This window comes from Trichothermofontia sp. (assembly GCF_053493415.1).
Window position 1 is genome coordinate 26,360 of the sequence record NZ_JBRCAD010000115.1, and the last position, 26,314, is coordinate 52,673.

The 26,314-nt window shown below is 54.4% G+C and carries 26 protein-coding genes; 16 read left to right on the top strand and 10 right to left on the bottom strand.

Annotated features, from left to right (window positions below; genetic code table 11):
- Positions 1-476: 476 nt before the first annotated feature.
- A complete protein-coding gene (locus ACWIUF_RS09970; protein WP_448572211.1) occupies positions 477-2,240 on the top strand; it encodes a HAMP domain-containing sensor histidine kinase in 1,764 nt (587 codons plus the stop codon).
- Positions 2,241-2,367: 127 nt separating this feature from the next.
- Here the strand turns inward: ACWIUF_RS09970 and ACWIUF_RS09975 are convergent, their stop codons facing one another.
- On the bottom strand, positions 2,368-3,429 hold the full coding sequence (locus tag ACWIUF_RS09975; RefSeq protein WP_448572212.1) for an AI-2E family transporter: 1,062 nt from the start codon (positions 3,427-3,429) through the stop codon (positions 2,368-2,370).
- A gap of 102 nt (positions 3,430-3,531) precedes the next feature.
- Positions 3,532-4,338: a DUF1350 family protein gene (locus ACWIUF_RS09980; protein WP_448572213.1), complete on the bottom strand. Its 807-nt coding sequence runs from the start codon at positions 4,336-4,338 to the stop codon at positions 3,532-3,534.
- Between the two features lie 483 nt (positions 4,339-4,821).
- On the opposite strand from ACWIUF_RS09980, the gene ACWIUF_RS09985 reads away from it, so the two are divergent.
- The 4 genes from ACWIUF_RS09985 to ACWIUF_RS10000 all read left to right on the top strand — a co-directional run bounded on the left by ACWIUF_RS09985 (position 4,822) and on the right by ACWIUF_RS10000 (position 7,535).
- Positions 4,822-5,760, top strand: a complete 939-nt coding sequence (locus ACWIUF_RS09985) for an N-acetylmuramoyl-L-alanine amidase (RefSeq protein WP_448572214.1) — start codon at positions 4,822-4,824, stop codon at positions 5,758-5,760.
- 239 nt (positions 5,761-5,999) lie between these two features.
- The gene (gene apcA, locus ACWIUF_RS09990; protein WP_448572215.1) at positions 6,000-6,485 is read left to right on the top strand and encodes an allophycocyanin subunit alpha; all 486 of its coding nucleotides are present in this window, start codon (positions 6,000-6,002) and stop codon (positions 6,483-6,485) included.
- 79 nt (positions 6,486-6,564) lie between these two features.
- Positions 6,565-7,050 carry an allophycocyanin subunit beta gene (gene apcB / locus ACWIUF_RS09995; protein WP_448572216.1) on the top strand — a complete coding sequence of 162 codons (486 nt, stop codon included), beginning with the start codon at positions 6,565-6,567 and terminating at the stop codon, positions 7,048-7,050.
- Positions 7,051-7,331: 281 nt separating this feature from the next.
- Entirely contained in the window at positions 7,332-7,535 is a 204-nt protein-coding gene (locus tag ACWIUF_RS10000) for a phycobilisome linker polypeptide (RefSeq protein ID WP_448572217.1), read from the top strand.
- Between the two features lie 174 nt (positions 7,536-7,709).
- Here ACWIUF_RS10000 and ACWIUF_RS10005 read toward each other — a convergent pair whose 3' ends face one another.
- The 4 genes from ACWIUF_RS10005 to cysC form a co-directional block, all read right to left on the bottom strand.
- Entirely contained in the window at positions 7,710-8,216 is a 507-nt protein-coding gene (locus ACWIUF_RS10005; protein ID WP_448572218.1) for a hypothetical protein, read from the bottom strand.
- Positions 8,217-8,292: 76 nt separating this feature from the next.
- Positions 8,293-8,601 carry a DUF3181 family protein gene (locus tag ACWIUF_RS10010; protein WP_448572219.1) on the bottom strand — a complete coding sequence of 103 codons (309 nt, stop codon included), beginning with the start codon at positions 8,599-8,601 and terminating at the stop codon, positions 8,293-8,295.
- A gap of 57 nt (positions 8,602-8,658) precedes the next feature.
- Positions 8,659-8,925 carry a 2TM domain-containing protein gene (locus ACWIUF_RS10015; protein ID WP_448572220.1) on the bottom strand — a complete coding sequence of 89 codons (267 nt, stop codon included), beginning with the start codon at positions 8,923-8,925 and terminating at the stop codon, positions 8,659-8,661.
- Between the two features lie 175 nt (positions 8,926-9,100).
- On the bottom strand, positions 9,101-9,670 hold the full coding sequence (gene cysC, locus ACWIUF_RS10020) for an adenylyl-sulfate kinase (RefSeq protein ID WP_448572221.1): 570 nt from the start codon (positions 9,668-9,670) through the stop codon (positions 9,101-9,103).
- Between the two features lie 638 nt (positions 9,671-10,308).
- On the opposite strand from cysC, the gene ACWIUF_RS10025 reads away from it, so the two are divergent.
- Positions 10,309-11,898: a hypothetical protein gene (locus ACWIUF_RS10025; RefSeq protein WP_448572222.1), complete on the top strand. Its 1,590-nt coding sequence runs from the start codon at positions 10,309-10,311 to the stop codon at positions 11,896-11,898.
- A gap of 102 nt (positions 11,899-12,000) precedes the next feature.
- The gene (locus tag ACWIUF_RS10030; protein WP_448572223.1) at positions 12,001-12,549 is read left to right on the top strand and encodes an NUDIX hydrolase; all 549 of its coding nucleotides are present in this window, start codon (positions 12,001-12,003) and stop codon (positions 12,547-12,549) included.
- 32 nt (positions 12,550-12,581) lie between these two features.
- On the opposite strand, the gene ACWIUF_RS10035 is transcribed toward ACWIUF_RS10030, so the two are convergent.
- Positions 12,582-13,784 carry a CobW family GTP-binding protein gene (locus ACWIUF_RS10035; RefSeq protein ID WP_448572224.1) on the bottom strand — a complete coding sequence of 401 codons (1,203 nt, stop codon included), beginning with the start codon at positions 13,782-13,784 and terminating at the stop codon, positions 12,582-12,584.
- Positions 13,785-13,820: 36 nt separating this feature from the next.
- Between ACWIUF_RS10035 and ACWIUF_RS10040 the strand changes: the two genes are divergently transcribed.
- From ACWIUF_RS10040 to ACWIUF_RS10060, 5 genes are all read left to right on the top strand, one after another.
- Positions 13,821-13,949 carry a hypothetical protein gene (locus ACWIUF_RS10040; protein WP_448572225.1) on the top strand — a complete coding sequence of 43 codons (129 nt, stop codon included), beginning with the start codon at positions 13,821-13,823 and terminating at the stop codon, positions 13,947-13,949.
- Positions 13,950-14,032: 83 nt separating this feature from the next.
- Positions 14,033-15,070: a fatty acid desaturase gene (locus ACWIUF_RS10045; protein ID WP_448572226.1), complete on the top strand. Its 1,038-nt coding sequence runs from the start codon at positions 14,033-14,035 to the stop codon at positions 15,068-15,070.
- Positions 15,071-15,336: 266 nt separating this feature from the next.
- Positions 15,337-16,398 (top strand): diguanylate cyclase domain-containing protein, encoded by a 1,062-nt coding sequence (locus tag ACWIUF_RS10050; RefSeq protein ID WP_448572227.1) that lies wholly within the window; start codon positions 15,337-15,339, stop codon positions 16,396-16,398.
- Positions 16,358-16,684 carry a hypothetical protein gene (locus ACWIUF_RS10055; RefSeq protein ID WP_448572228.1) on the top strand — a complete coding sequence of 109 codons (327 nt, stop codon included), beginning with the start codon at positions 16,358-16,360 and terminating at the stop codon, positions 16,682-16,684. Before ACWIUF_RS10050 ends, ACWIUF_RS10055 begins: the two co-directional genes overlap by 41 nt.
- Positions 16,685-16,770: 86 nt before the next feature.
- Complete coding sequence (locus tag ACWIUF_RS10060; RefSeq protein ID WP_448572229.1) at positions 16,771-20,112, top strand: DEAD/DEAH box helicase; 3,342 nt, start codon at positions 16,771-16,773, stop codon at positions 20,110-20,112.
- Positions 20,113-20,119: 7 nt separating this feature from the next.
- Here the strand turns inward: ACWIUF_RS10060 and ACWIUF_RS10065 are convergent, their stop codons facing one another.
- On the bottom strand, positions 20,120-20,959 hold the full coding sequence (locus ACWIUF_RS10065; RefSeq protein WP_448572230.1) for a M48 family metallopeptidase: 840 nt from the start codon (positions 20,957-20,959) through the stop codon (positions 20,120-20,122).
- Between the two features lie 211 nt (positions 20,960-21,170).
- Between ACWIUF_RS10065 and ACWIUF_RS10070 the strand changes: the two genes are divergently transcribed.
- Complete coding sequence (locus ACWIUF_RS10070) at positions 21,171-21,917, top strand: TIGR04283 family arsenosugar biosynthesis glycosyltransferase (RefSeq protein ID WP_448572231.1); 747 nt, start codon at positions 21,171-21,173, stop codon at positions 21,915-21,917.
- A 728-nt stretch (positions 21,918-22,645) separates the two neighbouring features.
- On the opposite strand, the gene ACWIUF_RS10075 is transcribed toward ACWIUF_RS10070, so the two are convergent.
- Positions 22,646-23,035 carry a hypothetical protein gene (locus ACWIUF_RS10075; protein ID WP_448572232.1) on the bottom strand — a complete coding sequence of 130 codons (390 nt, stop codon included), beginning with the start codon at positions 23,033-23,035 and terminating at the stop codon, positions 22,646-22,648.
- A gap of 173 nt (positions 23,036-23,208) precedes the next feature.
- On the opposite strand from ACWIUF_RS10075, the gene queA reads away from it, so the two are divergent.
- Positions 23,209-24,429, top strand: coding sequence for a tRNA preQ1(34) S-adenosylmethionine ribosyltransferase-isomerase QueA (queA, locus tag ACWIUF_RS10080; RefSeq protein WP_448572233.1), 1,221 nt, complete (start codon positions 23,209-23,211; stop codon positions 24,427-24,429).
- Here queA and ACWIUF_RS10085 read toward each other — a convergent pair.
- Positions 24,403-24,735, bottom strand: a complete 333-nt coding sequence (locus ACWIUF_RS10085) for a DUF565 domain-containing protein (protein ID WP_448572234.1) — start codon at positions 24,733-24,735, stop codon at positions 24,403-24,405. The two genes, queA and ACWIUF_RS10085, sit on opposite strands and share 27 nt — an antisense overlap.
- 241 nt (positions 24,736-24,976) lie before the next feature.
- Here ACWIUF_RS10085 and ACWIUF_RS10090 point away from each other — a divergent pair, with 241 nt between their 5' ends.
- Complete coding sequence (locus ACWIUF_RS10090) at positions 24,977-25,525, top strand: hypothetical protein (RefSeq protein ID WP_448572235.1); 549 nt, start codon at positions 24,977-24,979, stop codon at positions 25,523-25,525.
- Positions 25,501-26,304, top strand: coding sequence for a 16S rRNA (guanine(527)-N(7))-methyltransferase RsmG (gene rsmG / locus ACWIUF_RS10095; protein WP_448572236.1), 804 nt, complete (start codon positions 25,501-25,503; stop codon positions 26,302-26,304). Before ACWIUF_RS10090 ends, rsmG begins: the two co-directional genes overlap by 25 nt.
- Positions 26,305-26,314: the final 10 nt, after the last annotated feature.

Sequence of the window (26,314 nt, forward strand, 5' to 3'; positions counted from 1 at the left end):
TTACAGGCTCCCCTGTGGGATACCTATTGCGATGTTGACAGCTACCCCCCTTGCCCTTGGTACTTTGCTAATATGCCTGACATTTCGAGACAAAGTGTGTATGTTTAAGAAGTAGAGGCAAGGAGAGAATCAGACTCGGTAGATTCTCCTGCGGAGACACTACGCGAACCGAAACTAATTGTGGGGGTAGGCATCCTGCCGGCTCCTGAGACAGCCGAGTCTTCGATAGACTCAGACAGCTATCCTACGTTCAATTTGTGATCTACTGAGGCAAGTAGTGGGTGCGATCGATGCTTAAAATGACGGGTTATAGGTTGGTGTTGAGCTTGCGAGACCCAACACGCTGACTAGCTTTGTTGGGTGGTACTGCGTTTACCCCAACCTACCCAATTACCCAATTAAGTCTGGCAGAGTACTGGTTCCTCTTGTCGGCGATCGCAAAGGTCATGTTGTATTTTCGCGGAGGCGTAGTGGTCATGACTGGGCAACACTTAGGACCTAAAGCAACCCGAGTGGGATCATCAGGACGCTGGCGACCACTGCGGCACTTGGGGATTCGGCAAAAGCTACTTTGGGGCTACGGGCTTGTTTTAGGCATTGCGATCGGGGGGACAGTGCTGGGCCTGGTTGTGAGCGATTTTTATCAACAGCGAGCACGGACACTACGGGATGACGCGGTTGAAGAAGTCGCCCTCTCAAATCAGCTACAAATTGCCCTGCTCCATGTTGCTTGGCATCAGATGGAGTTGCTACATGTCTTAGAACACGATGCTAGACATTTTGCAGAAAGCCTCGGCTATTTTCAAGAAGAATTGACTCAGGTGAGTGAAGTCTGGTCTAATTTTAAGTCTTCCTATGAAGACATTGCTGCGGGCGAGTCCGATGAGGAACTTCAGATCTTTCAAGCAATGGATGAGCAGTATGAGCGATCAATTCGCGCTTATCTAGATCAGGCCAGTCTGTTTGCTGAAACTGCTACTGCCCAATCCGATCAACTCAATGATACGGTGCGCCAAACGTTGACCAACTGGATCAATAGCCCGGAGTCTAGAGCCGTAGAAGGATTTCTTGAACTTCTTGAGGAATTCAAGGTGACTGTTGATGAAGAGCTACTCCAATATGAAACTGAATTAATACTGGCAACCACCCTTCGTACTCAGATCATTGCTGGTAGTATTACGATATCCATTTTATTGGCTATTATCCTCGCCTATTTCATCAGTCGAAGTATTACTAAGCCATTAATTGAAACAAAAAAAGTGGCCTATCTTGTTACCGAGCATTCTAATTTTGATCTTCAGGTATCGATCGCCAGTGATGATGAAATCGGTCAACTTGGGGACTCCTTAAATAAGCTCATTACCAAAGTTAAACAATTACTCCATGAGCAAAGGGCTGCCACGGAAGAGCAATTAATCCAAGCCGAGAAAATGGCCAGTCTCGGTAGAATGTTGGCGGGGGTTGCCCATGAAATCAGCAATCCTGTTAACTTTATCTATGGAAATTTAGTGGCGGCTGATAACTATATCCAAGATTTATTCACGCTCCTAGATACCTACCAGGAATCTATCCCCAATCCTCCCAAGGCTGTTCAGAATGAGATTGATGCGATCGAGCTAGACTTTGTGACTGAAGATTTACCCAAACTCTTGCAGTCAATCAAGATTGGTGCTGAACGAACGCGCCAGATTGTTCTCAGTCTGCGAGATTTTTCCCGCGTGGATGAGTCTGAATCCCATCTGGTGGATCTGCCTGCTTGTCTGGATAGTACTCTCCTAATTCTCAATAATCGCATTAAGAAGGGGGTTGAAATTGTCCGCCAATACGGTGATGTGCCTAAGCCCGAAGGCTATACTGGCTTGCTCTACCAAGTTTTCATGAATTTATTAAGTAACGCCTTGGATGCGTTGGAAGAAGTAGATCCTGCTACCAAACCAGCCGACTGGCAACCAAGGATTTGTATTAACCTGGATCAACCCAACACTAGCCACGTCCAAATTCAGATTGTTGACAATGGCACAGGAATCGCAACTGCGAATGTTGACAAAATCTTCGAGGCATTCTATACAACAAAACCTAGGGGAGTGGGTACAGGCTTGGGCCTAGCGATTAGTCATCAAATTGTGGTAGAGAAACATGGGGGGGAATTGCAATGCCAAACCCAGGTTGGCGAAGGAACAACCTTTACTATTCGCCTCCCGCTCCACCTCCAGCGGGCTGCGACGGTTATCGAAGATTAACCGGTTGCGGTCTTGAACGATCGCGTTACTTAAACCCGGTTTGAAAAGTTCAGATGTGGGTACTTTGACGACTAACGTCGTCACTACAAACTTAGCAAGAATCGCACAGGCCGATTGCACTTCACCTTTAGTCAGATGGGTTAAGCATCGAAGGATGGGTTTCGCGCCAGCGATCGCCAACCTGTTTGACAAAACCAGCACAGGGTACGGCAATGAGAGCACCTAACAGGCCACCCAATTTCGCACCTATTAATAGCGAGATGAGAATCCAGACCGGGTTGAGGCCGATCGCTTCCCCCAAAATGCGCGGTACGATCACATTTTCATTGACCTGGAGTAGCCCTTCGCCAATGGCAAAGACCTTAAGGGCTAACCAAATATCCTGCCAAGCAATGAGCGAAACAACGACCAGTAAACTTAGGGTTCCCCCAAAGGGGATGAGGGTCATGAGGCCAATGGCTACGCCGAATAGCAGACCAAAGGGTACCTTGAGCAGGATCATCACGATCGTCATCACCGTACCGGCAATTAAAGCAACGATCGTCTGACCAATAAAGTAATTGTGGAAGGTTTGATTGAGAGACTGTTGTAGCTCATTGCCCATATTGGGAGGGAGCCACGAAAATAGCCCTTTCCAAACCCGTTCGCCATACAGGGAAAGGTAAAAGGAAAGTACGATTGTCAAAATAATATTTAAAAGACTGCCGATCGTATCAAAGGCAAGACTGAGCAATTGTTTGGCAAAGCGTTGCACCTGGGTCGAAATCCGATCCGCAATCTGGTTTAAAAGCCCTGTCACATCTACGGGTAAGTTTTGCTCGATCGCCCAATCCTGTAAAAGTTTAAGTTGCTGTTTACCGGCAACAAACCAACTTGGCAAAGAAATTACTAACTCATTTAATTGTTTGATAACTAAAGGTACAAAAATTACAATGAGGATTGTGAAAATTAAAGTTGCTAGCAGTAATACTGCCAGGACAGCTAGATTACGCTTGCCCCACCAACGCTGTAAAAATTGAATGGGATAATCGAGTAAAAAAGCAATTAGAGTTGCGATGATTAAAATATTTGGCAATGGCTGAAAATAATGAAATACCAACAATAAAACCCAGCCGTTTAGGGTGATCAATGGGATGGCTAAACCAAGTGTGGACCAGGAGAGAAGGCGAGTCGTGACTAACTTTAACATTAGCAGTATCCATCAAGATAAGATCAGGGTAAAAGTATGAACATTGTCGCTGCGCTGAATTAAATGAAAAGCAGTTTTTCCAAACAATATTTCTACAGAAACTTATCTCTGTTCTGATAGCGATCGCCTGAGGGTCGCGATCGGATTGAGCCAATGATATATTACCTGCTTCATCTGGTTAAAATCACGATAGATTTCCTGATTAAGCCATTGCCCGATCGCGTCCAAGGGTGAATAGACCTTCCCCACCCTCCAGGTTAGGTTTTGCCCCAGGGGGGTGAGGTGATTACCCGGAAGCACTTGGCTTGTTACCATTTGGGGAAAGCGGGGCAGTAATACCTGAGCAAGGGCTTGGGTTTGATCGATCTCGTCATTGGTAAACCGGATCAGCAAATTACGACGCGTTCCATAGTGTTGAGCCACCAATTGGGTCATCTCCTCTGGCGAGGGCGTAAACTCGACATCCTTGAGAAAGGTCGGTTCCAAAAAGCCCGATAGCTGTTCTACCAGGGGAATAGAACGCCGAACTGGGTAATTATTGTAGGAAATAAAGATATTCCCAGCCCGCTCAACTTCATAATTGCTATTGATTAAAAGATGGAGCTTACAGCCCATACTATGTCCAATCCCATAGATCGGCAGATAATAGGGAAGTAACCCCCGATCGCGCAATCGCTCCAAGGTGCGCTCAAAGCTGAGGAGAACAGTGTCAGCGATCGCGAAATGATCCAGCGTATTCACAAAAGGGGTGGCAATCACGGCATAGTGCTGCTGGTGTAATTCTTCTAAAAGGAGCCGATAGGTAACCTGGGGAATGGCGGCCACAAATGCCCCCCCCAGGAAGTGAACAATGCCGATGGGGCGCTTCGGCATCAGCACCCAGTTACCCCGAACGTCCTGCCAGTCCATACGTCGCTCCTGAAAACCCACTGACCGAATCGCTGTACCAGCTCCCGGTTGGCCCAGGAGAACGCAGCCAGGAGAACAAACCCGGATGACCAACCTGGATCGCCACGAGCCAGCCCTACCCATTTTGACATTCTCGCTAATACTACGTGAGTTCGACGCTCCTCACCCCAACCCCTCTGCCTGGAGGATAAGGGTTTACGGCCTGGTTTGCCACGGCTCACCCTCCCCCCTTGGGAGAGCAGGCGTTGGGGGGGTGAGGGCAATCGCCGGGTTATCGCACGCACCTGATCCCGGCGACCCATACTCTGACAAAGGCTTGTCCTGGTAGGCTAATTGCGACCCAGAATACGATAACGCCGGAGCAATCGTGCTTCACTGGGGAGAATGCCCTGGCTGGGAGTGGCCCCTATTGTGATCTAGGGTGACAATAGGAAAGATGGGGGCAGACGTTGAATGGGTGGTGGAGGTCGGAGCGTGTTACGTATGCCATTCAAAACCTGGATAGTGAGATTATCAGCCATCGTCCTATTCGTATCGTCCCTGACGATCGCCCTGCTGCTTGGCAATGCCCACCAACCCCAGCCCAATGCGTCTAGCGAACCAGCCGCCGTGACCCAGGCCACCCTCACGGGTGGTAAAATTATCTCCCAAGCCTTTGAGTTTGGTGATCTCCCCCCATCCCAACGGACGCAACAGCCCGGAACCCAACCCAAAATTCAGCCGTTACCGGCGAATACCGCGCCCTTCAGCCCGGTGGCTACCACTCCCCCTCAACAACGCACACCAGTGCCCAATGCCCTAGCTGCCTATGCCCCGAAGCAAGCCGTCGCCTTGGCCCACCCCACCAATTACGGCGATCGGGTACGGGTTGATGTCTACGGTAAACCGGTCCATAACGCCCTGCTCGTGGTGCTCCATGAAACCGTAGGGTCCGCTGCCAGTACGGTGGGCTTTTTCCAAACCCCTCACTACCGCGATGCGGAACAGGCCAGCTACCATACCCTGATCGATTTGGCGGGGACCATCGTTTACATCGTGCCGCCGGAAAAACGGGCCTATGGGGCAGGCAACTCCGTCTTTGAGGGTCCCAATGGTCCCGAAGCCGTAACAACTAAAATTGGACTCCCTCCCTCCGTCAATAACTTTGCTTACCACATCTCCCTGGAAACCCCGTCCGATGGCTTCCATAATGGGGCCAGACACAGCGGTTATACCGAGGCCCAATACCAATCCCTGGCCTGGTTAGTCGCCCAAACTGGCGTCCCCGCCGATCGCATTACCACCCACGCCGCCGTCGATCGCTCCGGTGAACGTCAAGACCCCCGCAGCTTCGATCGCGATCGCTTCGTAACCCAGTGGCACTTCTATACCCGTCAACTCGCCCAGGAGCACCAACCCCAACCGGGGTCCAATGGAGCCTGAAACTGAGAAGGAATGTTAAAAACTATTAAGGGAAAACAAAGACTGTCAACCAAATGCTTCAAAATAATTGCGGACGCTAGCAGCTTAACGCACCCCTTCCGGGCTAGCTGCCAAGTCTGCGGACACGGTAATCCCCTACCGTTATGGCGTAGGTCTTAGGGTCTAATCTGTAACGGAGAGCGCCGAGTCTGTCATCTTCCTTTACCTGGCTATCTGGCTTTCTAAAGAGGAATCCATAAATGAGTATTGTCACAAAAGCAATTGTGAATGCGGACGCTGAAGCCCGTTACCTTAGCCCCGGCGAATTGGACCGCATCAAGGCATTCGTCACGGGTGGTGAGCGTCGTCTTCGCATTGCCCAAACCCTGTCTGAGTCTCGCGAGCGCATCGTCAAGCAAGCTGGGGATCAACTCTTCCAGAAGCGTCCTGACGTGGTTTCTCCCGGTGGCAATGCCTACGGCGAAGAAATGACTGCGACCTGCCTGCGCGACCTAGACTACTACCTCCGCCTCGTCACCTACGGAATCGTTGCCGGTGATGTTACCCCGATCGAAGAAATCGGTGTTGTGGGTGTGCGTGAAATGTACAAATCTCTAGGCACCCCGATCGAAGCGGTGGCTGAAGGTGTACGGGCCGCCAAGGGCGTTGCCACGTCGCTGCTGTCCGCTGAAGATGCGCAAGAAGCCGCTGCCTACTTTGACTATGTGATTGGCGCATTGCAGTAACCCCTGCTGGCTGCGGACCCAATTTCGATTGGTAACCTAACCCACACTGAAACTGGTAACAATCAAAGGATTTAATTCTATGCAAGACGCAATTACCGCTGTCATCAACTCCTCCGACGTTCAGGGCAAGTACCTGGATGGTGCCGCCCTCGACAAGCTGAAGGCTTACTTCCAAACCGGCGAACTGCGGGTTCGGGCTGCAACCACGATCAGTGCTAACGCAGCTACGATCGTTAAGGAAGCTGTGGCGAAGTCCCTGCTGTACTCTGATGTCACCCGTCCCGGTGGCAACATGTACACCACTCGTCGCTATGCTGCTTGTATCCGCGATCTCGACTACTACCTCCGCTATGCCACTTATGCCATGCTGGCTGGCGATCCCTCCATCCTCGATGAGCGAGTGCTGAATGGCCTGAAGGAAACCTACAACTCCCTGGGGGTTCCCGTTTCCTCCACTATCCAAGCCATCCAAGCCATCAAGGAAGTGACCGCTAGCTTGGTGGGCGCTGATGCTGGCAAGGAAATGGGTGTATACCTCGATTACATCTGCTCTGGCCTGAGCTAAGGTCTGAGTAGTCCTGATTGGGCCTACGACCTGGGGCGTGGCGAGTGAGTGCTAGCCTGCTAAAGGCTGGTCTATAGGATCGGTTTTGGCAGTTTAGGATTGACTCTCAACCCCCAGGTTTTGCACGATTAGCGATAAGATTGCGCGATCGCCGCCTATCCCCATAGCAAACTGCTATCAATTTGCACGACGAAGCGCGGAGTTCTCCCTTCATTCTCCGAGTTTCTAGTGATTCATTCTATTTGCCCATCTATTTGCCCACCTATAGGAGCTATCTCGCCATGCGCATGTTCAAAATCACGGCTTGTGTTCCCAGCCAAACCCGCATCCGGACCCAACGGGAGCTTCAGAATACCTATTTCACCAAGTTGGTCCCCTTCGAGAATTGGTTCAGTGAGCAACAGCGAATCATGAAGATGGGTGGCAGTATTAAGAAGGTTGAACTGGCCACGGGTAAACCGGGTACCAACACGGGTCTTGCCTAAGTTTGGCATGGGCTAGGGTATGCCCGTCGCACGGGGATATCCTTCACCTTAATCTTGAGCATCATCATCCGGGAGTGGCGTCGAGGCTACTCCGCTTTTTTATGGGCCTCCGTCTACGGAAGGGGGACTCAGAACCCGTTCGCTAGGGGGGGGGCGGTGCTAAGTTAGGCGGTGCTAACGTTGCGCATTCAGGATGGCCAGGAGTTCGCTGAGGGTACTGTGGACAGATTCGTGGGTGTATTCGTCATGGGGATGGGCTGGTTGACCCGGTTGTTGAAAGTAGGGACGCTCATCATAAAGCTGTCCCCAGCGCATATCGACTTGTCGGACAAATTCATACAGTAGGGAAGGCTGCTTGACGATCGCGTTAAGCAGTTCGTATAGCGCTTGTAGCGGCCTATCGAGGTGCTGACTGAGGGGCGACTCGGTTTTTACCCAGGTTTGCAGCGTGGACTTCAGGACGCCAGAGGTATCCGATAGGTGACGATCGAGGAACAGGCGAATCTCGGCTTCGGCTTGCAGCGGTCGGGGGATGGGGGATTCGCCCTTGAGGAAGGAGCCGCCTTCTTGGGCAATGATGTCCGCGATCGTCCATTCTCGGCCTGCCCGCATTTCGCGTTCTAGGTCAGACAGCCCTACGGCTTGGGGATCGGATTCAGGTGGGTTGGCTGCTGGGGGCATTACGCATCCCCTCCTGGTAACTGAGGACGGAGCGTCATTGGGGATATCGGTCTAGGCATAGGGTTCAACATACCCCTTAGAGACGACGCAAAAAGTCTTCGAGCAGATCGATGAGGGTGACCTGGCATTGCATCGGCAACAGATCGGCGAGGGGTATCTCACAACGCCCCCCCCCTAACTTGACGGGGATAGATTGCAGGATTGCCTGGACGCGATCGGAATCCACCGTCCCCGTCGCGAGCATGGGATAAAGCTGCTCGGCGAGGGGGGTATGAAGATGGGCGTTGGCCAGATACAGGTGCCACTTGGCAATATCCATGTAGATGTTATCGCCAATTTCCGCCGCAAGGGTTTCAATGACTTCGGTCGTGTTTGCATAGGCCATAGCGATATCTTCCTCCATCCATCACATACCTACCCCCCAATCCCTGCCCCTGGGGTACTAGGGGCCTTTCCCCTCGGAAGGATTAGCGGCGGTGTAGTCCGCGATCGCAAAAATATAAACCCCGTGGCTGATGAGGGCGATTAACCAAAGGCCCGTCACCTGGATTGCCCAGGTAGCCGTCGTATGGTGCAGGGTTTGGACAAACCAAAGCGCCGAATTGGTCGCGGCAAAAATTGCAACATGCAACGCAAAATTCATGCGATCGTCCAGACGACGATAGGCGGGGTCTTGGCGATTGGGTTTACGGGGCCAACGGGGCGGCATAGGGCGACTCTACAATTGCAAATTAAATGCCAGATATCGGCACAACATCTATGCCCAGTGTACGGGATTTCTGGAGGGCTGGCACGTTGACGCTTTTCCGCACGTGAACCCGTTTCTGCACCCATGCGGGCATGGGGTGCCCCGCCCATTGGGGGCGGGTACCATCAGACAAGCCCTAGGTGGGCACGGCCAGTGTCTCTGACAGATAGCCGAGCTTTTGCAGCGTTGTGATCACCTTAGCCAAACTCTCGGCTAGGGTTTCCTGATCCGTGTGGCACTCCACCTCTGGCTGGAGTGGAGCCTCATAGGGATCGTCAATGCCCGTAAATGCCTTAATCTCCCCAGCCCTTGCCTTTTGGTATAGACCCTTGACATCCCGCTCTTCGCAGACTTGCAGCGGCGCATTGACATAGACTTCCACAAAGTTGCCAATCCGCTGCCGCACCTCATCCCGAATCTCGCGATAGGGAGAAATGGCAGAGACGAGCACTAGGACATCATTCCGTGTCAGCAGATGGGCAACAAAACCAATTCGGCGAATGTTTTCATCCCGATCGGCCTTGCTAAATCCCAGCCCCTTGGTCAAATTCTGACGCACAATATCGCCATCCAGGATTTCAAACTTAATTCCTTGCTCCTTCAACCACTCTGCTAGGGCATGGCTAATCGTCGTTTTACCAGCCCCACTTAAGCCGGTAAACCAAACAGTAACCCCTTTCTTTAGCATCCTCGTTATGTTCTCCATTTTTTGGAAGGGGGAAGGTCTACTACCCCAGTCCCTAACTTCCAATTTCACGACATTCTTAAAACTATCACAGTTTACCCCCCTCCCTGGCCCCTCATCGCGTAGACTGCCATACTTAACACCCTTAACCAGGGTCGGTTTTCGGTTAGCGTTGAGCCTACGAGACCTACCACGCTCATTTTGTTAGGCTGTACCGTCTTCTATGTAACTTACTAAATATAGCACTGCTACAACCGTTCCCTTGCTAATGAAGTGCTGTCAAGCCTTACAAATAAGGGGCTTAAGCCCCTTGTCTATACACCAGATATAGAAGTGCTGTATGCCCAGTAAGTTACAAGTAATTAGCGCACGTTCCTTCACAAGGCTGCAAAAGACTTTACTGCCGCGAGAAAGACTATAATGCCTATGATTTTAACGATAAATTAGAATGACAGGATCTTGGTAAACAAGAACCTAAACAAGTGGCGCAATTTTTCGATTAAGATTATTTAGAATATCATTACTATTCAATCTTGTTCAATTTTGCTTCTGAATACTGATAATTATTTAGATGATTCGGAATTAATTTTTTGCTACAAATTTGCAATTTAAATCTGAAGTGCTATGCTCAGAAAATTGACCCAACAGTTTTCGGTTTAATGATGCGCTCTGCTAAAATACTTCAGCTTTTGGTGGCCAGTCTGATGGCCATTGGCTTAATCTCGCGGCTGGCACCGTTGTTTAGCCCCCCGCGCCTACTACGCCAATTTCCGACTGAGGATGGCTATTTAATGCTGACGATCGCGCGGAACATCGGGATTGGCAATGGCATGAGCACGGCCAACGGCACGATCCCCACGAATGGAACCCAGCCCCTCTTCACCCTCATCCAGGCGGTAGGGTTTTGGCTAGCGGGAGGGGAGAAGACCACCGGCGTTGTCATGGCTTTGGTCTTACAGGTCGTCTTTAGCTTGGCCGCCGCTGCCCTCTTATTTTTACTAGCCAATGCGGTCTTACGGGAGCGGGAACAGGCTCAGGAAATGGCCGCACTGATCACGGGCCTGTGGTATGCAAGTGCGATCGTTGTTCCCCACAGCATGAATTGTTTGGAAACCGGACTCTATGGCCTTATGGTCTTGCTATCGGTTTATGTCTGGTATCAGCATGAACGCGATCGGGCGGACACCCAGTTGCACCTGATCTTTGCCCTTCAGTTGGGGGTGCTTCTAGGGCTGACCTTTTGGGCCAGAAATGATGCCGTTTTCCTCGTCGCGGCGATCGTGGGTTGGCATACCCTATTCGGGCTGATTGGGCCAGCGCCACGATCGGAGCTACCGCGACGGCTAGGCGAGTCGTTCATCATGGGTATGACTGCCCTACTGACCGTTAGCCCGTGGTTAATCTATAACAAGGTGAACTTTGGCAGTATTGTTCCCATTAGTGGGAAGGCCCAGTCAGCCTTGGCTAGGTTCGGCAATAATGTCCTGGAATTACCCAGCAAACTTTTTGAATATGCCGGGATTATTCTGCCCGTTCCGTCTGCCCTTGAGCGCTTGCCCTGGTTGCTGGGAGTAACTTCCCTATTGGCGATCGCCTATCTGATCCTTTTGGGCTGGGCGGCGGTGCGCCTCATGCAGCCACAGGAACGGATCTGCTTCTATGTGATGGCGACCTATGGTGGTTTATTGGTCTTTTACTACGGCTTTCTATTTGGCGCTCCCCACTTTGTCAGCCGCTATTTATTCCCCCTTTCGCCCTTTTTTGCCCTTTTCACCGTAGCTATGGTCGGCGCCGGGGTTAGGCGTTGGCCAGCCGGGGGACTCATCCCCCGTTTACTCCCCTATGGGGGCCTTGCTTTACTGGTTTTGGTTTTGTTATTAAATGCTCGGCTGTATAAGCTGGGCACCACCCATGAACACTTTCAAGTGGTGGGCTGGGTTGACCAAAATGTTGAAGCGTTGACCTGGGTGGGGGCGGTTCAGACGGGGACCTTAGGGTTTTTCCACGATCGCACCATTAACCTGGATGGGAAAGTCAATCCGCAAGCGCTGGATGCGGTGCTCAAACGCCAGATCCCGACCTATGTTGTGGAAGCAACGTTTGATGATCAGGGTCGGCAAATTGACTATTTAGTAGATTGGGTTGGGATTGCGGGTTGGATGGAATTGGAGCCGATAAAGTCTCATTTTGAATTGCTTGTTAAAGACGAACAGCAAAATTTAGCTGTGTTACGACGTCGCAGCAATTAACCCTAGGGGGCGCAGGGGGAGGATTGCTGATAGACTAGCCCCCAGGCACGGCGGGTTGGACCGCCGCCGCCCTGACTTTGCTATTCACGCGCGTGAGCACCCATGTCCTTAGGTCAAGAACCGCCCCAACACCTGAAATCATCGCTGTCCTACTGTGGGCGCAAGTTTAACTTTGAGGTTTCGCGGCTACGCTTACCCAATGGCGCGATCGGGGATTGGGAGTGCATTCGCCATCCCGGCGGTGCCCTAGCCGTGCCCGTAACCGCTGACGGCCAACTGGTCCTCGTGCGCCAATACCGCTTTGCCGTGTGTGGCCGCCTGCTGGAGTTTCCCGCCGGGACCGTGGAGCCGCACGAGAGTCCCCTGGTAACAATTCAGCGTGAACTGGAGGAGGAAACTGGCTATCACGCCGATCGCTGGCAATCCTTGGGCAAATTTCCCCTGGCCCCAGGGTATTCCGATGAGTTTATTTACGCCTACCTGGCCCAAGATTTACACCTGATCGACACCCCGCCAGAACAGGATCTTGATGAGGATATCGAGGTAGTTCTGCTGACACCCACAGACCTGGAGCAGGCAATCCTGGCTGGTGGTGCGATCGATGCCAAAACGATTGCCAGCTTCTTCCTCGCCCGTCCTTACCTGGAGTAATCAGATCTGGAGCAATCGGGCGGGGCGATCGTCTAAGCGAATCCCTTCCCCCGCTGGGGAGAGGTAGGCAGGCACAAGCATTTATCCAATTGGGCACGGAGGGTGGCGTGGTCCAAATCCTGGCCAATCAACACCAGTTGGGTTTGGGGTTTGCCTTTCCACGCTTCATCATCCAAGGAAAAGCGCTTGCCACTGAGGTGAAAAATGTGCCGTTTCGGGCTTTCGTCAAACCAGAGAATGCCCTTGGCCCGGAAAACCGTGGCGGGCAGTTGGTTGTCCAAAAAGTGTTGGAACTTGCGGATTGAAAAGGGCCGATCGCTTTGGAACGACAGGGAGGTGAACCCGTCAACGGCCAAATGATCGGACGCCGGGTGATGGGCGTGATCGTGCCCATGCGCATGTTCGCAATGGCCGTGGTCGTGATCGCAATGGCTATGGTCATGGCCGTCATGGGGGTGCCCATCGTGCGCATGTTCGCAATGGCCGTGGTCGTGATCGCAATGGCTGTGGTCGTGCCCATCGTGGTCCTGTTCGTTGTGGGCGTGATCCGGCGTGCGATCGGGGCTGGGATTGAAATACTTATCGGACTCAAACAGGCCCACACTCAGGATCAGCGGCAAGGGGACATTCCCCTTCACCGTCCGCAATACCCTGGCATCCTTCTTGATATCGCGGATACGGACCTCCAGCAGATCCAGCTCCGCCGCATCCACCAGATCGGCCTTATTTAGCAGAATAATGTCCCCGTAGGCAATTTGATTATAGGCAGCCTGACTGTTGAAGAGATCCAGGCTGTAATTTTCAGCATCCACGAGGGTAATAATCGAGTCCAGACGGGTCAGGTCCCGCAACTCCGTTCCCAGGAAAGACAGAGCCACGGGCAGGGGGTCCGCCAACCCTGTGGTTTCAACGACCAGATAGTCTACCCGATCCTGACGTTCCAGCACCTTGTAGACAGCCTCAATCAGATCATTGTTGATCGTGCAGCAGATGCAGCCATTACTTAGCTCCACCATGTCATCGTCGGTGGCGATGATCAGTTCGTTGTCAATGCCAATCTCGCCAAACTCATTGACCAAGACCGCTGTCTTAATTCCCTGCTGGTTGCTGAGAATGTGGTTCAGCAGGGTGGTCTTGCCGCTGCCCAGGAAACCCGTGATGATGGTGACGGGCATCCCATGCTTGGGGGTGTCCATAGCGATCGCGGGGGCGGGGGAAAGGGTGGATTGCGTCATAACCGACTATTGTGGGGGAAAGCGAAGGACTTATCCATGAGCCTAGCAAAAATTTTGCTGATCCTGCGGCAAGATTTGGCCGCCAGGGTTGGTGGCATCAGGATAGACTCATGGCGGCGATCAGCCGGAATTGCCACAGCCGCCTTGCGAGGGGAGCCGTCCTGATTACTGGTTAAGGCAAGGGGCACGACTAGGTATCTTGGGCGTAGGCATGGTTCAATATTACTCATCCTTTTACGAGTATTTACATGACAGCAACGACGGAAAAGCCGACCCTGGCATTCAGCCCCTCAGCCAACGTCGAGTTTCAATTAAAAGATGTTATCAAGAGCATTCCCCGCGAGTATTTTGAGAAAAATCGTCTGAAAGCCTGGTTTAACGTTTGCCTCAGTATTGCTGCTGTCAGCCTTGGCTATGTGGGCATTGCCTACCTGCCCTGGTATTTGCTGCCAGTTGCCTGGTTTTTTACCGGGACGGCCCTCACGGGTCTGTTTGTGATCGCTCATGACTGTGGTCACCGCTCTTTTGCCAAACGCCGCTGGGTGAACGATGTTGTCGGTCATGTGTTAATGTTGCCGCTCATCTATCCTTTCCATAGCTGGCGGTTACTGCACAACCATCACCATGCCCATACCAATAAGCTGGAGGAGGATAATGCGTGGCGGCCTTGGACGGCGGAGGAGTATGCCAACGCTAGCCCTTTTATGCAAGGGTTTTATCGATCGCTCCGGGGGCGTTTGTGGTGGCTAGCCTCGATCGCCCATTGGGCCACCCTCCACTTTGACCCACGCCAGGTCGCCCCGAAACATCGCAATCAGGTCAAGTTGTCGATCGCGGTGGTGGCTATTTTTGCGGCGGTCTTCTTCCCTACCTTGATCCTGACGACGGGGGTATGGGGCTTTGTGAAGTTTTGGCTCATGCCCTGGTTAGGCTATCACTTTTGGATGAGCACCTTCACCCTGGTTCACCATACTGATCCGCAGGTCCAGTTTTATCCTGCGGCCCAATGGCATGAAGCGTATTCCCAACTGGCGGGTACTCTCCACTGCACCTATCCCCGCTGGGTGGAAATCCTTTGCCACAATATCAATGTGCATGTGCCGCATCATATTTCGGTTGCCATCCCGTCCTACAATCTACCGATGGCTTACGCCAGCCTGAAACAAAACTGGGGAAACTATATCCAGGAACGGAATTTTTCCTGGTCCATGATGAAGGGAATTGTCGATGAGTGTCATCTCTATGATCCGAGCGTGGCTTACCGACCCTTTGACACCGATCGCTAAGTAGACTTAGCCGCGTTCAGTCAGCGCTAGCAACCGTTCCGGAGAGTTAGGACAGCAAGGTCTGACTCTCTTTTTTTCTTGCTATCGTGGTTTTTAAGTTTCTAACTAAGCAATCCACGCTGTCAGCCTTGCGGGTAAGCCCCGTGCTGCCAAGCGACTTATGCTCGTCAGCCGTGGCTGGTGTCAGGGTTGACCTTGGCTCGGGTGGCAATGGCCAAGGCGTTGGGTGAATGGTGGGGGTAAGCGGTTTGGAAGGGGTCGTGCAGATGGGGCTAACCCTACTGCTGGGCGGGAGTGTGGGCTGGGTGATCGCCGACTGGTGGGGGCGACGGGAACGGCAGCGCCTGATCGCCGATCGTCAGCAGATGGAAGCGGTCTTGCGCCGGGGTGAGGCCCAGTACCAGGCAATTTTGACGGCAATCCCGGATCTGATGTTTCGGGTCAGTCGGGAGGGCATTTACCTGGGCTATGTCAAAACCAATGCGCTGATTGATCTCTTGCCTCAGAATTATGATCCCATTGGTCGGCATTTATCGGAATATCTGCCGCCGGAGGTTGTCGAGCGCCAAATGCGGGTGATTCAGCAGGCACTGAATAGCCAACAATTACAAATTTATGAACAACAGAATGTGATTCAGGGCCACATCCAATATGAAGAGGTGCGGGTGATTCCCTGTGGACCGGCTGAGGTGCTGTTTATTATCCGGGATATTAGCGATCGCAAACAAGCGGAACTGGATCGGCAGCAGGCAGAGATGGACCTACGACGGGCCAATGAACAACTCGAAGCACTATCCCGCACCGATCCCTTAACCCAGTTAGCCAACCGCCGCCACTTTGATCTATACCTTCAGCAGGTATGGCAACAGGCCGGACGCGATCGCCAGCCCCTTTCGCTGATTTTATTTGATGTGGATTACTTCAAGTCTTTCAATGATACCTATGGGCATCAGGCCGGAGATGCCTGTTTGGCACAAATTGCCCAAGCGGCTCAGCAAAGCCAGCGATCGCAGGATTTGGTCGCCCGCTACGGCGGTGAGGAATTTGCCGTCATTTTGCCCCAAACGAATGCGATAGGGGCCAGAACGGTCGCGATCCAACTGTGTCGTCGGATTGCTCAGTTGGCGATTCCCCATGCAGGGTCACAGGTGAGCGATCGCATCACCATTAGTCTGGGGATGAGTACCCTGGTGCCCATGCCGCCTTTCCAACTTCAGGATTTAATTCTTCAGGCGGATGCCGCACTCTATGAAGCCAAACGCCAGGGCCGCGATCGTTACATTCAATATGCTGCCACCTCAATCCCAGCACAAACCGATTCGGGGTGATGCAGGCCAACCGGCGATCGTGATGTTGAACCCTGATGCGTTGGCGTCGTTGCTGGAGACGTTAGAGATTTTGTCCGATCGTGCGTTGATGGCCAGTATTCGGGAGGGGATGGCGCAGGCTGAGGCGGGGCAAACGGTAAGTTTAGAGATGGCCCAGGAGCAATTGATCTTGTGGGATAGCCATCTGGGCTGTTGCTGCGCACAAAAAGTTGTTGCTGACATGCCGAGATGGCTATCCCACCCTTCCCCGCCGCCAACTGTCCAGACAGCCCAAGCAAAGTTGTAGAATAAGCACTTGACCCTTAGGAGCGAGTGGCCCGCCTGCCGTGCCCTCCAGACTCTCCTTGTCGGCGCGATCGCCCACGAATTTGCATGGCAATTTTACATGGTACCTGGCTGACAGCAGCCCAATTGACGGCCCACTCCCCCCGCCTCATCTCCGATGCCATCCCCGCCTTCCCCGATGGGGGAGCCTGGTTTCTGTGGGGAGAGGTTTGGCGTAAACCCCAGGTGCCCCGCGCCACGATGCCCAGCCCCGTGCCCCTCCCCCTAGCCCTGGATGGAGAAGGGCTAGAGCGGGAATTGCAAAGCCGTCACCAAGCACAGCAGTTATATTGGCCGGAAGCCTTTGGGCAAGTTGGGCAGGTGTTGACGATCGCCCTACCCACGGTGATCACGGACACGGCGCTCATCCCCCACCATTCGGCGACGGCATTAATAGGGGCGGAGGAAACAGCGCCGGATGCGGGGGACGCTAGTTTATACCCGTGGCAGGTGGAGGGATATTGCCTGACGCCCTTGCAGGCGATGCAGTTTCTCCAATCCTTGCCCCTGGGGTTAACCAACCGGGAGACCGATTTTATCGGACCCGATGTGCGATTTTGGTCCCATGTGGCCCGCTGGGGATTGGATCTGTTGGCCCGCTGTAAGTTTTTGCCCGGATTGCGACTGGTAAACGCGGGACTGGGTGCGGGCACACCGACCACGGCGATGCGTCAAGAGCGTCGGAAAGCGATCGCCGACTGGCAACCCTTGCTGGACAGTGCCCTCGATCAATCCCGTTTGGAAGCCTTTGCTCAACAAATACCCCCGGCCTGTCGGTTCTATCAACCCGCTCCCCTGGAGGATGTCGCGGCGATCGTTCTCCCCCCGACCTCCCACAGCCTGATTCGCAGCTTTTTGCACGGCATTATCGATGCCCAGGTGCGAGCGGTGGCCCAATCCCAACCCTTGCCGACGAACCCCTCTCCCCTAGGCCAGTGGCTACGAGCACTCCGCGAGGACGAACCGGAATTAGTGTTAGAACCGGAAACCCGCGATTCTCAGACAGAGGTGCTACGCGAACGCCTCTTGGCCGCCCTGACCACCTGGAGCCGCCCCGTCCAGCCCTACCTGAGTGGGCAACGGCTGTTCCATGCCTGTTTTTCCCTGCAAACCCCGGTGCAGGAAGGGGGCGATTGGCGGCTAGACTACGGTTTACAGGCAGTAGATGATCCCAGTTTTGTTGTGGATGCGGCCACGATTTGGGCGCAGTCGGGGGACACATTGAATTACCAGGGCCGGACGATCGCTCAACCCCAGGAAACCCTGCTCATGGGGTTAGGGTTAGCTGCCCGCCTCTATCCGCTGTTGGGGGAAAGCCTGGAAGTTGAACGTCCCCAAGCCTGTACGCTGACGCCGCTCCAAGCCTACGAATTTCTCAAGGCTGGGGTGTGGCGCTTGCAGGAAAATGGGCTGGGGGTGATCTTGCCTCCCAGTCTGGCCCAGCGGGAAACCTGGAGTAATCGGTTGGGCCTCAGTATTCAGGCAACGGCGGGGAAACGGCCCCAAGCCTTGGGGTTGTCGAGTTTGCTCAACTTTGAGTGGCAGTTGGCGATCGCGGGTCAAACCCTGTCCCAGGCCGAATTTGAACGCCTAGCGGCCCTTAACAGTCCCTTGGTGCAGATTAACGGCCAGTGGGTGGAGCTAAGGCCCCAGGATGTGAAGGCAGCACGGGCCTTTTTCGCCGAGCGACCGGAGCAGCGCACCCTATCCCTGGAGGAAGCCCTGCGGTTGAGTACGGGCGATACCCAGGCGATCGCTAAGTTACCGGTGGTGAACTTTGAAGCAACGGGGGCGTTACAGGAATTATTGGCTACCCTGACCAACCCGCGATCGCTCACCCCAATTGACCCACCCCGCGAGTTTCGCGGCGAATTGCGGCCCTACCAGGCACGGGGAGCGGGTTGGCTAGCGTTTCTGGAGCGCTGGGGCCTGGGGGCTTGCCTCGCCGATGACATGGGGTTGGGGAAAACGATCCAATGCATTGCCTTTTTGCTGGCTTTGCAGGAACAGGGCGCTCTTGATGCGCCAGTTTTACTGATTTGTCCCACCTCGGTGCTGGGGAACTGGGAGCGGGAGGTGCGGCGCTTTGGCCCGACCCTGAAAACCCTAGTCCACCACGGCGATAAACGGGCCAAGGGGAAATCCTTTGAACGGGCAGTCAAGGGTAAACAGTTGGTGATTAGTAGCTATGCCCTGGCCTATCGTGATCTCAAGGAATTCCAACAAATCCAATGGCGGGGGCTAGTGATTGATGAGGCCCAAAATGTGAAAAATCCCCAGGCAAAACAGGCGCAAGCGATCCGGGAACTCAACGCCCGTTTTCGCATTGCCTTGACGGGGACACCGGTCGAAAATCGACTGTCTGAACTCTGGTCGATTATGGATTTCCTGAATCCCGGTTATCTGGGACCGCGCCCCTTTTTCCAACGCCGCTTTGCCATCCCGATCGAGCGCTATGGCGATACGGATTCCTTGCAAACCCTGCGATCGTTGGTGCAGCCCTTTATTCTGCGTCGCCTCAAGACCGATCGCGACATTATCCAGGATCTCCCGGAAAAGCAAGAGATGACCGTCTTCTGCGGCCTTTCCCCAGAGCAGGCCACCCTCTACCAACAAACCGTCGATCACACCCTGGCGGCCTTGGAAGCTGCCGAAGGGATACAGCGGCGGGGGATGATTCTGGCCCTCTTGATGAAGCTCAAACAAATTTGCAACCATCCGCTCCTCGGTAAGCCCGATCCCAATTCGCCCCCTGTCCGTAAAACCCAAACGACGAAAACGGGTCGCACTAAAATAGGCACCGCAGCGGTTACTAACCCCCATTTCTCCCGCAGTTCCGGCAAGTTGCAACGGTTAGATGAAATGCTAGAGGAGTTGCTCGAAAATGGCGATCGTGCCCTGATCTTCACCCAATTTGCCGAATGGGGAAAACTGCTCAAGGCCCATTTGGAAACCCGACACCGCCGGGAAATCTTTTTCCTCTATGGGGAAACCCGCCAGAGCCAACGCGAGGAAATGGTCGATCGCTTCCAGCATGATCCCCAAGGTCCACCCATTATGATCCTGTCCCTGAAGGCGGGGGGGGTGGGGTTGAACCTAACCCGCGCCAATCATGTATTTCACTACGATCGCTGGTGGAATCCCGCCGTGGAAAATCAGGCCACCGATCGCGCCTTCCGCATTGGTCAGACCCGTAATGTCCAGGTGCATAAATTTGTCTGTTCTGGAACCTTGGAAGAGAAAATCCATGACCTGATTGAAAGCAAAAAAGCCCTCGCCGAACAGGTGGTTGGTGCCGGCGAAGACTGGTTGACGGAACTGGATACGGATCAACTGCGCACGTTGTTATTGCTCGATCGCACGGCTGTGATTGAAACCACGGAGGAGTAATTTCTCATCAAGAACTCCGCAGTCGATCGCGATAGGCTTGACTATCCAGCCCGTTGCCAGTGGCCATCCTCGGATCAATATTGCGGCGCAATTCGGCAATCCGATCGCGGGTATTGGGATGGGTACTCAGGAAAGTCGGCATTGACCCCCCTCGCCCCAACAGTTTTTCCATAAAGCTCACCATTGCTGTCTGGGCATAGCCCGCTTGGCCGAGCATCCGCAACCCACGACTGTCAGCGTCGAACTCATCCTGGCGGCTCCGGGGACGGCGCAGGGCTAACTCAACCCCTAACTGCACAGCCCGGTTGGTATCAACCTCCGCTGCGGTCGCCACCCCTTGGGCGATCGCGACTTCCCGCATTTGCTTCACCAAGTGCCGCCCTTCAATATGACCAATTTCGTGGGCAATCACGCTGGCTAACTCCGCCTCATTCTCCGCTGCCTCCAGCAAGCCGCGATTAACATAGACAAAACCACCCATTGTGGCAAAGGCATTAATCCCCCGATCTTCAACCACCTGGAATGTATAGTTAATCCCCGATCGCTCACTTGCATTAACCAACCGTTGGCCAATTTCATTGACGTAGGTCGTCGGGGCGCGGTTGTTGGAAATTCTGACCTGCCGTTGGAGTTGGCGATCGATTTGGGCACCGATCTGCATCTCCTGGCGAGGGGAGAGGCTCGACAACTGCAAAATCTGCACCCCCCGGAGGAGCAATTGTCCCCAGGGAAGCGCTTGGGCCGCTGACGGTGTCCCAACCCCGATGCCCAGGGTTAGCAAAAATCCCAGGAAGGCACAGGTCAAACGGCGTTGTACCCGATCCATGCGTGAGAAAAACTGTATCATGACTATTCTGTGAGGAATATATTAACGGCAGCAGCAAGCGTAAACCGCAGCGAAGGGGGGCATTCCCCCAGCTAGCAGGGGCCTCATCTCCGAAAGGCATTGGCACGAACCCTCATCACCTGATCACAGACGACGTGTGCTTATCCCATAAGTTTCCGCCCTCTTAGGGTTAGCATTCCCAGGTTTTTGCGCTAAGTAAGCAATCTCTGCGATGATCCTAGATCGAATTTCCGTGATTGTGCCGGTTCTCAATGAGGCCAGCATCCTGCCAGAAACCCTGCACCACCTTGCAAGGGCCAGCCAAGGGGAGTGGCACCCGGGTCAACCAACCGCGACGCTTGAAGTCATTGTTGTGGACGGGGGCAGTACTGACCCAACCGTGGCCCAAGCCCAGGCTTTAGGGGTGACGCTTCTCCACAGTGCCGCCGGACGTGCCCAGCAAATGAATACCGGAGCCGCGATCGCCACCGGGGAGATTCTCCTGTTCCTCCATGCCGACACCCACCTACCGCTGGGATTCCCCACCCACATCCGCACCGCATTGGCCACCCCTGGCACGATCGCAGGGGCGTTTGATCTGCGCATTGCCGGTGATCTGCCCGGTTTACGCTGGGTGGAATGGGGGGTTTACTGGCGATCGCGGCTGTTCCGGCTGCCCTATGGCGACCAGGCGTTGTTCTGCCCAGCAGCCATTTTTCACGCCTTGGGGGGGTTCCCAGACCTGCCGATTATGGAAGATGTAGCCTGGGTGCGTCGCTTGCAAACACAAGGTAAGCTGGCAATCGTGCCAGAGACCGTGGTCACCTCGGCGCGGCGTTGGCAACAACGGGGGGTTTGGCAAACAACCTTGTTGAACCAGGCCATTCTCCTGGGATATGCCCTGGGGATACCGCCCCAGCGACTGCGATCGTGGTATCACCGTCCAGCCCAGCCCATTCTCCGTAAAAACATCCAATGAGGTCATGACAGATCACCCATTCGGGGGAGGGAACTTAGTGCGGAAATCCCGCATCATCGCGTGTGTTCACCCATAGCACGATTGGATAACCCTTTGGACTGACTCCGCTGCCGACTCTGTATTTACACGCAAGTATGCAGCCTCCTGAGCAATCCCCAGTGCTTACCCCAACTGCTGACCCTGATTCCCCTGCATAACCAGAAGGAGCCTTGATGATGAATGCTGGCCAACCAACCACAAGCGAGCTATGGACATCCGGAACCAACCTCCGTCGCTCGTATTTGTGCGTTGATTTGCAAACGGTCTTCGATCGCCTGGAAAGGGGGGGCCCCTGCGCGATCGATGCGAAGCAATTACGGCCTGAATCCCTTGCCAACGGTCATGCTCAGCCCTGTTTAGGTGAGTAGCAACGCCTGGGGTTGAGCAATGGCAATCGCCGCTTGGGGGATACCCTCTCCCCCTGGCTGGGGGCGGGTTCATCCGGTGGGGCCGTGTTGGTAAAGATGTTTGGGCCACTTTGCCGGACTAGTAAAATTAGGGAAATCCTATTTGAGTCCTATTGGAATCAGGTGGAATCAGGTGCTATCTGGATTAAGAAACGGGCCTCAGGGCTAACCAGCCGCGCGATCGCTGCCTTTCCTTTGCGGACTGGTTGTGTCCCCTTGCACTGACCGATTTGCACCAGGTAAGAACGCTCGACGCAGGAGAAGACCCCTGCCGCAACTGCACTAGGCCAGGGTTTCAGGACAGTAGCCCAGCCCCCGCACAAACTGGCTACGAAAAGCCTCGATCTCCTGGCTATCCGGTAACCCGTGGGAAACGATCGCCACCTGGTAGCGGCGCATAACTTCGATGGGGGATTGGCCAATTTCCAGGCTCCACAGTACCATTTGCAGACGGGCATCTGCTTCGTAGGGAATCCCCAATTCATTCAAAAAGGCGCGGAAATCGCCCGCTCGTTGTGGATCAAGGGTATGGCGCAGTTTGACCCGTACAACCCAACCATCAATACGGTGGACAACGGTTACAAATTGGGCACCCAATTGCGGGTGGGAATGGAGATATTCGACCACTCGCATCGTCAGACTGGCGTTGGCAAGATAGTAGAGGTATTGCATATCACCTCTGGACAAAGCAACAATGCTACATTCCTATTGTCTCTGGGAGTTCCGTTGGCTCATAGGGGAAAAGTCCCCAACTTCGGGGCTGAGAGATGGGGAACTTCACCCAAAGTTTTAGATTTCCTTCACCTTTCGTGCCGTCGTGACACCTTATTAAATTAGGGATATGCGTGTTGTGCAAACCTGATCTGTCCTTGGAAGCTCATCCAACTCCTGATCGCACCCTGGCAGCCTATGACTATGACCTGCCTGCTGACCGGATTGCCCAGAATCCGGTTACGCCTAGGGACAGTTCACGCTTGCTGGTGGTGGCATCGCCCACGGAGCACTACCATAGTGTGTTTCGTGAGCTGCCGAATTGGTTGCGGCCAGGGGATCTGCTGGTTCTCAACGACACCCGCGTGATTCCGGCCCGTCTCTATGGTCGTAAAAGCAGTGGGGCCGCGATCGAGATTCTCCTCCTGGAACCCCAACACCAGTCCCCCTCTGGCCAGCCCCTCCCTCCCCACTGTTGGTTGGCCCTAGTACGTCCCGGCAAGCGTATGAAGGTGGGATCACGGCTTTACTTCCAGGCGGAACCCAAGGTGGACGGGACGCCTCCCCTCTCCCTGACAGCAACGGTGTTAGCCAAGGATGCCGCCACCGGGGGACGACTGATCCAATTTGACTTACCCGAAACAGCCTCGCTGGAAACCTACCTGGATGCCCTGGGGCAAATGCCCCTGCCCCCCTACATTGATCACAGTACTGCCGAACCCGATCGCTATCAAACCGTCTATGCCCGCGAGCCAGGGTCAGCGGCGGCCCCAACAGCAGGCCTGCATTTTACCGAGTCCTTATTCACACGCCTGCGGGAGCGCGGGATTGAGCAAGCCTTCATAACGCTGCACGTGGGTGTGGGCACATTCCGCCCGGTGGAGGCGACGGATATTACGGCCCATGCGATGCATTCCGAGTGGTTTGATATTCCAGCCCCAACGATCGCCAAGATTCAGCAGACCCAGGCCAACGGGGGACGGGTGGTTGCGGTGGGCACGACCGTCGTCCGTTCCCTCGAAGGAGTGGTAAAGGAGACGGGCAGTCTCCAACCCTTCCGGGGGAAAACCAATCTGTTTATCTACCCTGGTTATCAATGGCAGGTGATTGATGGCGTGATTACGAATTTCCATCTGCCCAAATCAAGTTTATTAATGCTAGTCAGTGCGTTCCTAGGGCGGGAGCGGGTGTTGGCGCTCTATCACGAGGCGATCGCCGAGCAATATCGGTTTTATTCCTTTGGAGACGCTATGCTGATCCTGCCAGAAGCCAAAGTCTCTCAGGCAGAAGGAGACCCAGACGCCCAGTACGGACAACTTGGATCGGGCTTAAGACCCAATCTTGAAGGCTTCTAGGAAGAGGGCGTAGGTAAACCCCAGCTTAAAACTATTCAGCGCGTCCCAACCCAGGGCAAATTCAGGACGACGATTGGGGCGATAGAACAGGCGATTTGCCAATTCGGTCAGCAGCACCAGCACGATCGCGACCACCGTATCTTGGCGACCCGCTTGGCCGACATAGGTTGTAAACACATTCGCGGCAAAGTTACCAAACAAGAGGCTGATGCACAGGACCGACAACCGCCGCCAGGGGTTGCGCAGTTGGTCCCGAAGCTGCATCAGGAGGACATCAAACAGACGGTTGAGGCGAGTATTTTGCATGGGAGGGGCGCAAGAAAACAAAGCAAGGAGCCAACTGGGGGATAATCCTGAATTGAACCTTAAATTCCGAGCTGTCGGATGTGCTAGGAGTCAGCGCTTGTGATTAGTATGGAGAAGGAAGGCTATTGGTGTTGGACGCAGGGGCGATCGGGGGTGTATGCGCGGTGAGCAGTGGCGAACAGTAACACAGAGAGTATACCCTGCGGCGATCGCGCTTCTGGCTATTGGCGCAAGCTTGCCGTTGGCATTCCTGATCCTGCAACGTACCCATCGACCGACCAGCACTGCGATCGAGACAACCCTGGTGCCCGATCGCTTACCTACACGGCCATCGCCCCTAGTGTCCCCCGCTCCTGCGGTTACGGATATTCCTCTGCCCGCGCCCAACCCGTTGGCCAGTCCGGCTCCGGCGGCGGTTGTGCCTTCCGTTCCCTCAGCGATCGCTCCCGCCACAACGCCCTTGGGCAGTCTACGGGTGAGTAACCGTACCGATCATCCCATTCGGGTAGCCTTGTTGACCCAGCAGGCCCAGACCGAGACAACCCAGGACGACCCAGCCTCCCCCTACGACGAGCCTGTACATTGGGATTTTGCCCCCCAAGAGGGCAGTACCAGTGGGCTAATTCTGTCCTTACCGGAGCAGACCTTGCAGTTGCATCCGGGGGATGTGTTGGTGGCCTTTGCCCAGGATGGGTCGCGGCGGTATTGGGGACCGTATGTGGTGGGCGAAACTCCGGCCCCGCTCTGGCAGCCCTCGGAGGCCGAATGGCAGCTAATTCTGACACCTTAAAGCGCCCCCCGGTTGACGCTTCCCCCCTAGCGCCTTGGGATGCGGTTTGGTTATCCTCCCTGGGCTGGCAACCCACACCTGAGCAGCTACAGGCTTTCCAGGCCCTTTACCAGGCCGTGCTGGTGGGCAATCGCCAGGTCAACCTCACGCGTATTACTGAGCCGCCTGACTTTTGGGAGAAGCATCTCTGGGATTCGCTGCGTGGGGTGGTGTCTTTCTGGCCATCTGCGTCAGCCGGGACCAGCCCGATCGCGGTCTCATTACCCCCCACCGCGCGGGTCGTGGATATTGGCACGGGGGCGGGGTTCCCAGGGTTACCTATTGCGATCGCCTGTCCCCAGTGGTCGATGACGCTGTTGGATTCAACCCGTAAGAAATTGGCCTTTGTGGCATCGGTACGATCGGCCTTGGGGCTGGCAAATGTGACCCCCCTGGTGGAACGGGTGGAGGCAGTGGGACAGCGATCGGACCATCGTGAGCAATATGATCTGGCGGTGATCCGGGCCGTGGGACCAGCAACGGTCTGTGCCGAATATGCGTTGCCATTGGTCAAGGTAGGCGGGTGGGCTGTCCTGTATCGGGGCGAGTGGACGGCGATCGAGGCCGAAGCCCTACACCAGACCAGTCAACAACTGGGCGGTAGCCTGGTGATCACCGAGCGGTTCCACACACCCCTCAGCCACAGCGTGCGCCATCTGTTGTATCTACGCAAAGACCACCCGACCCCCCAGCCGTTTCCGCGTGGGGTGGGAATTCCAGCCCAGTCTCCCCTCGCCTAGGCCAGGGAAT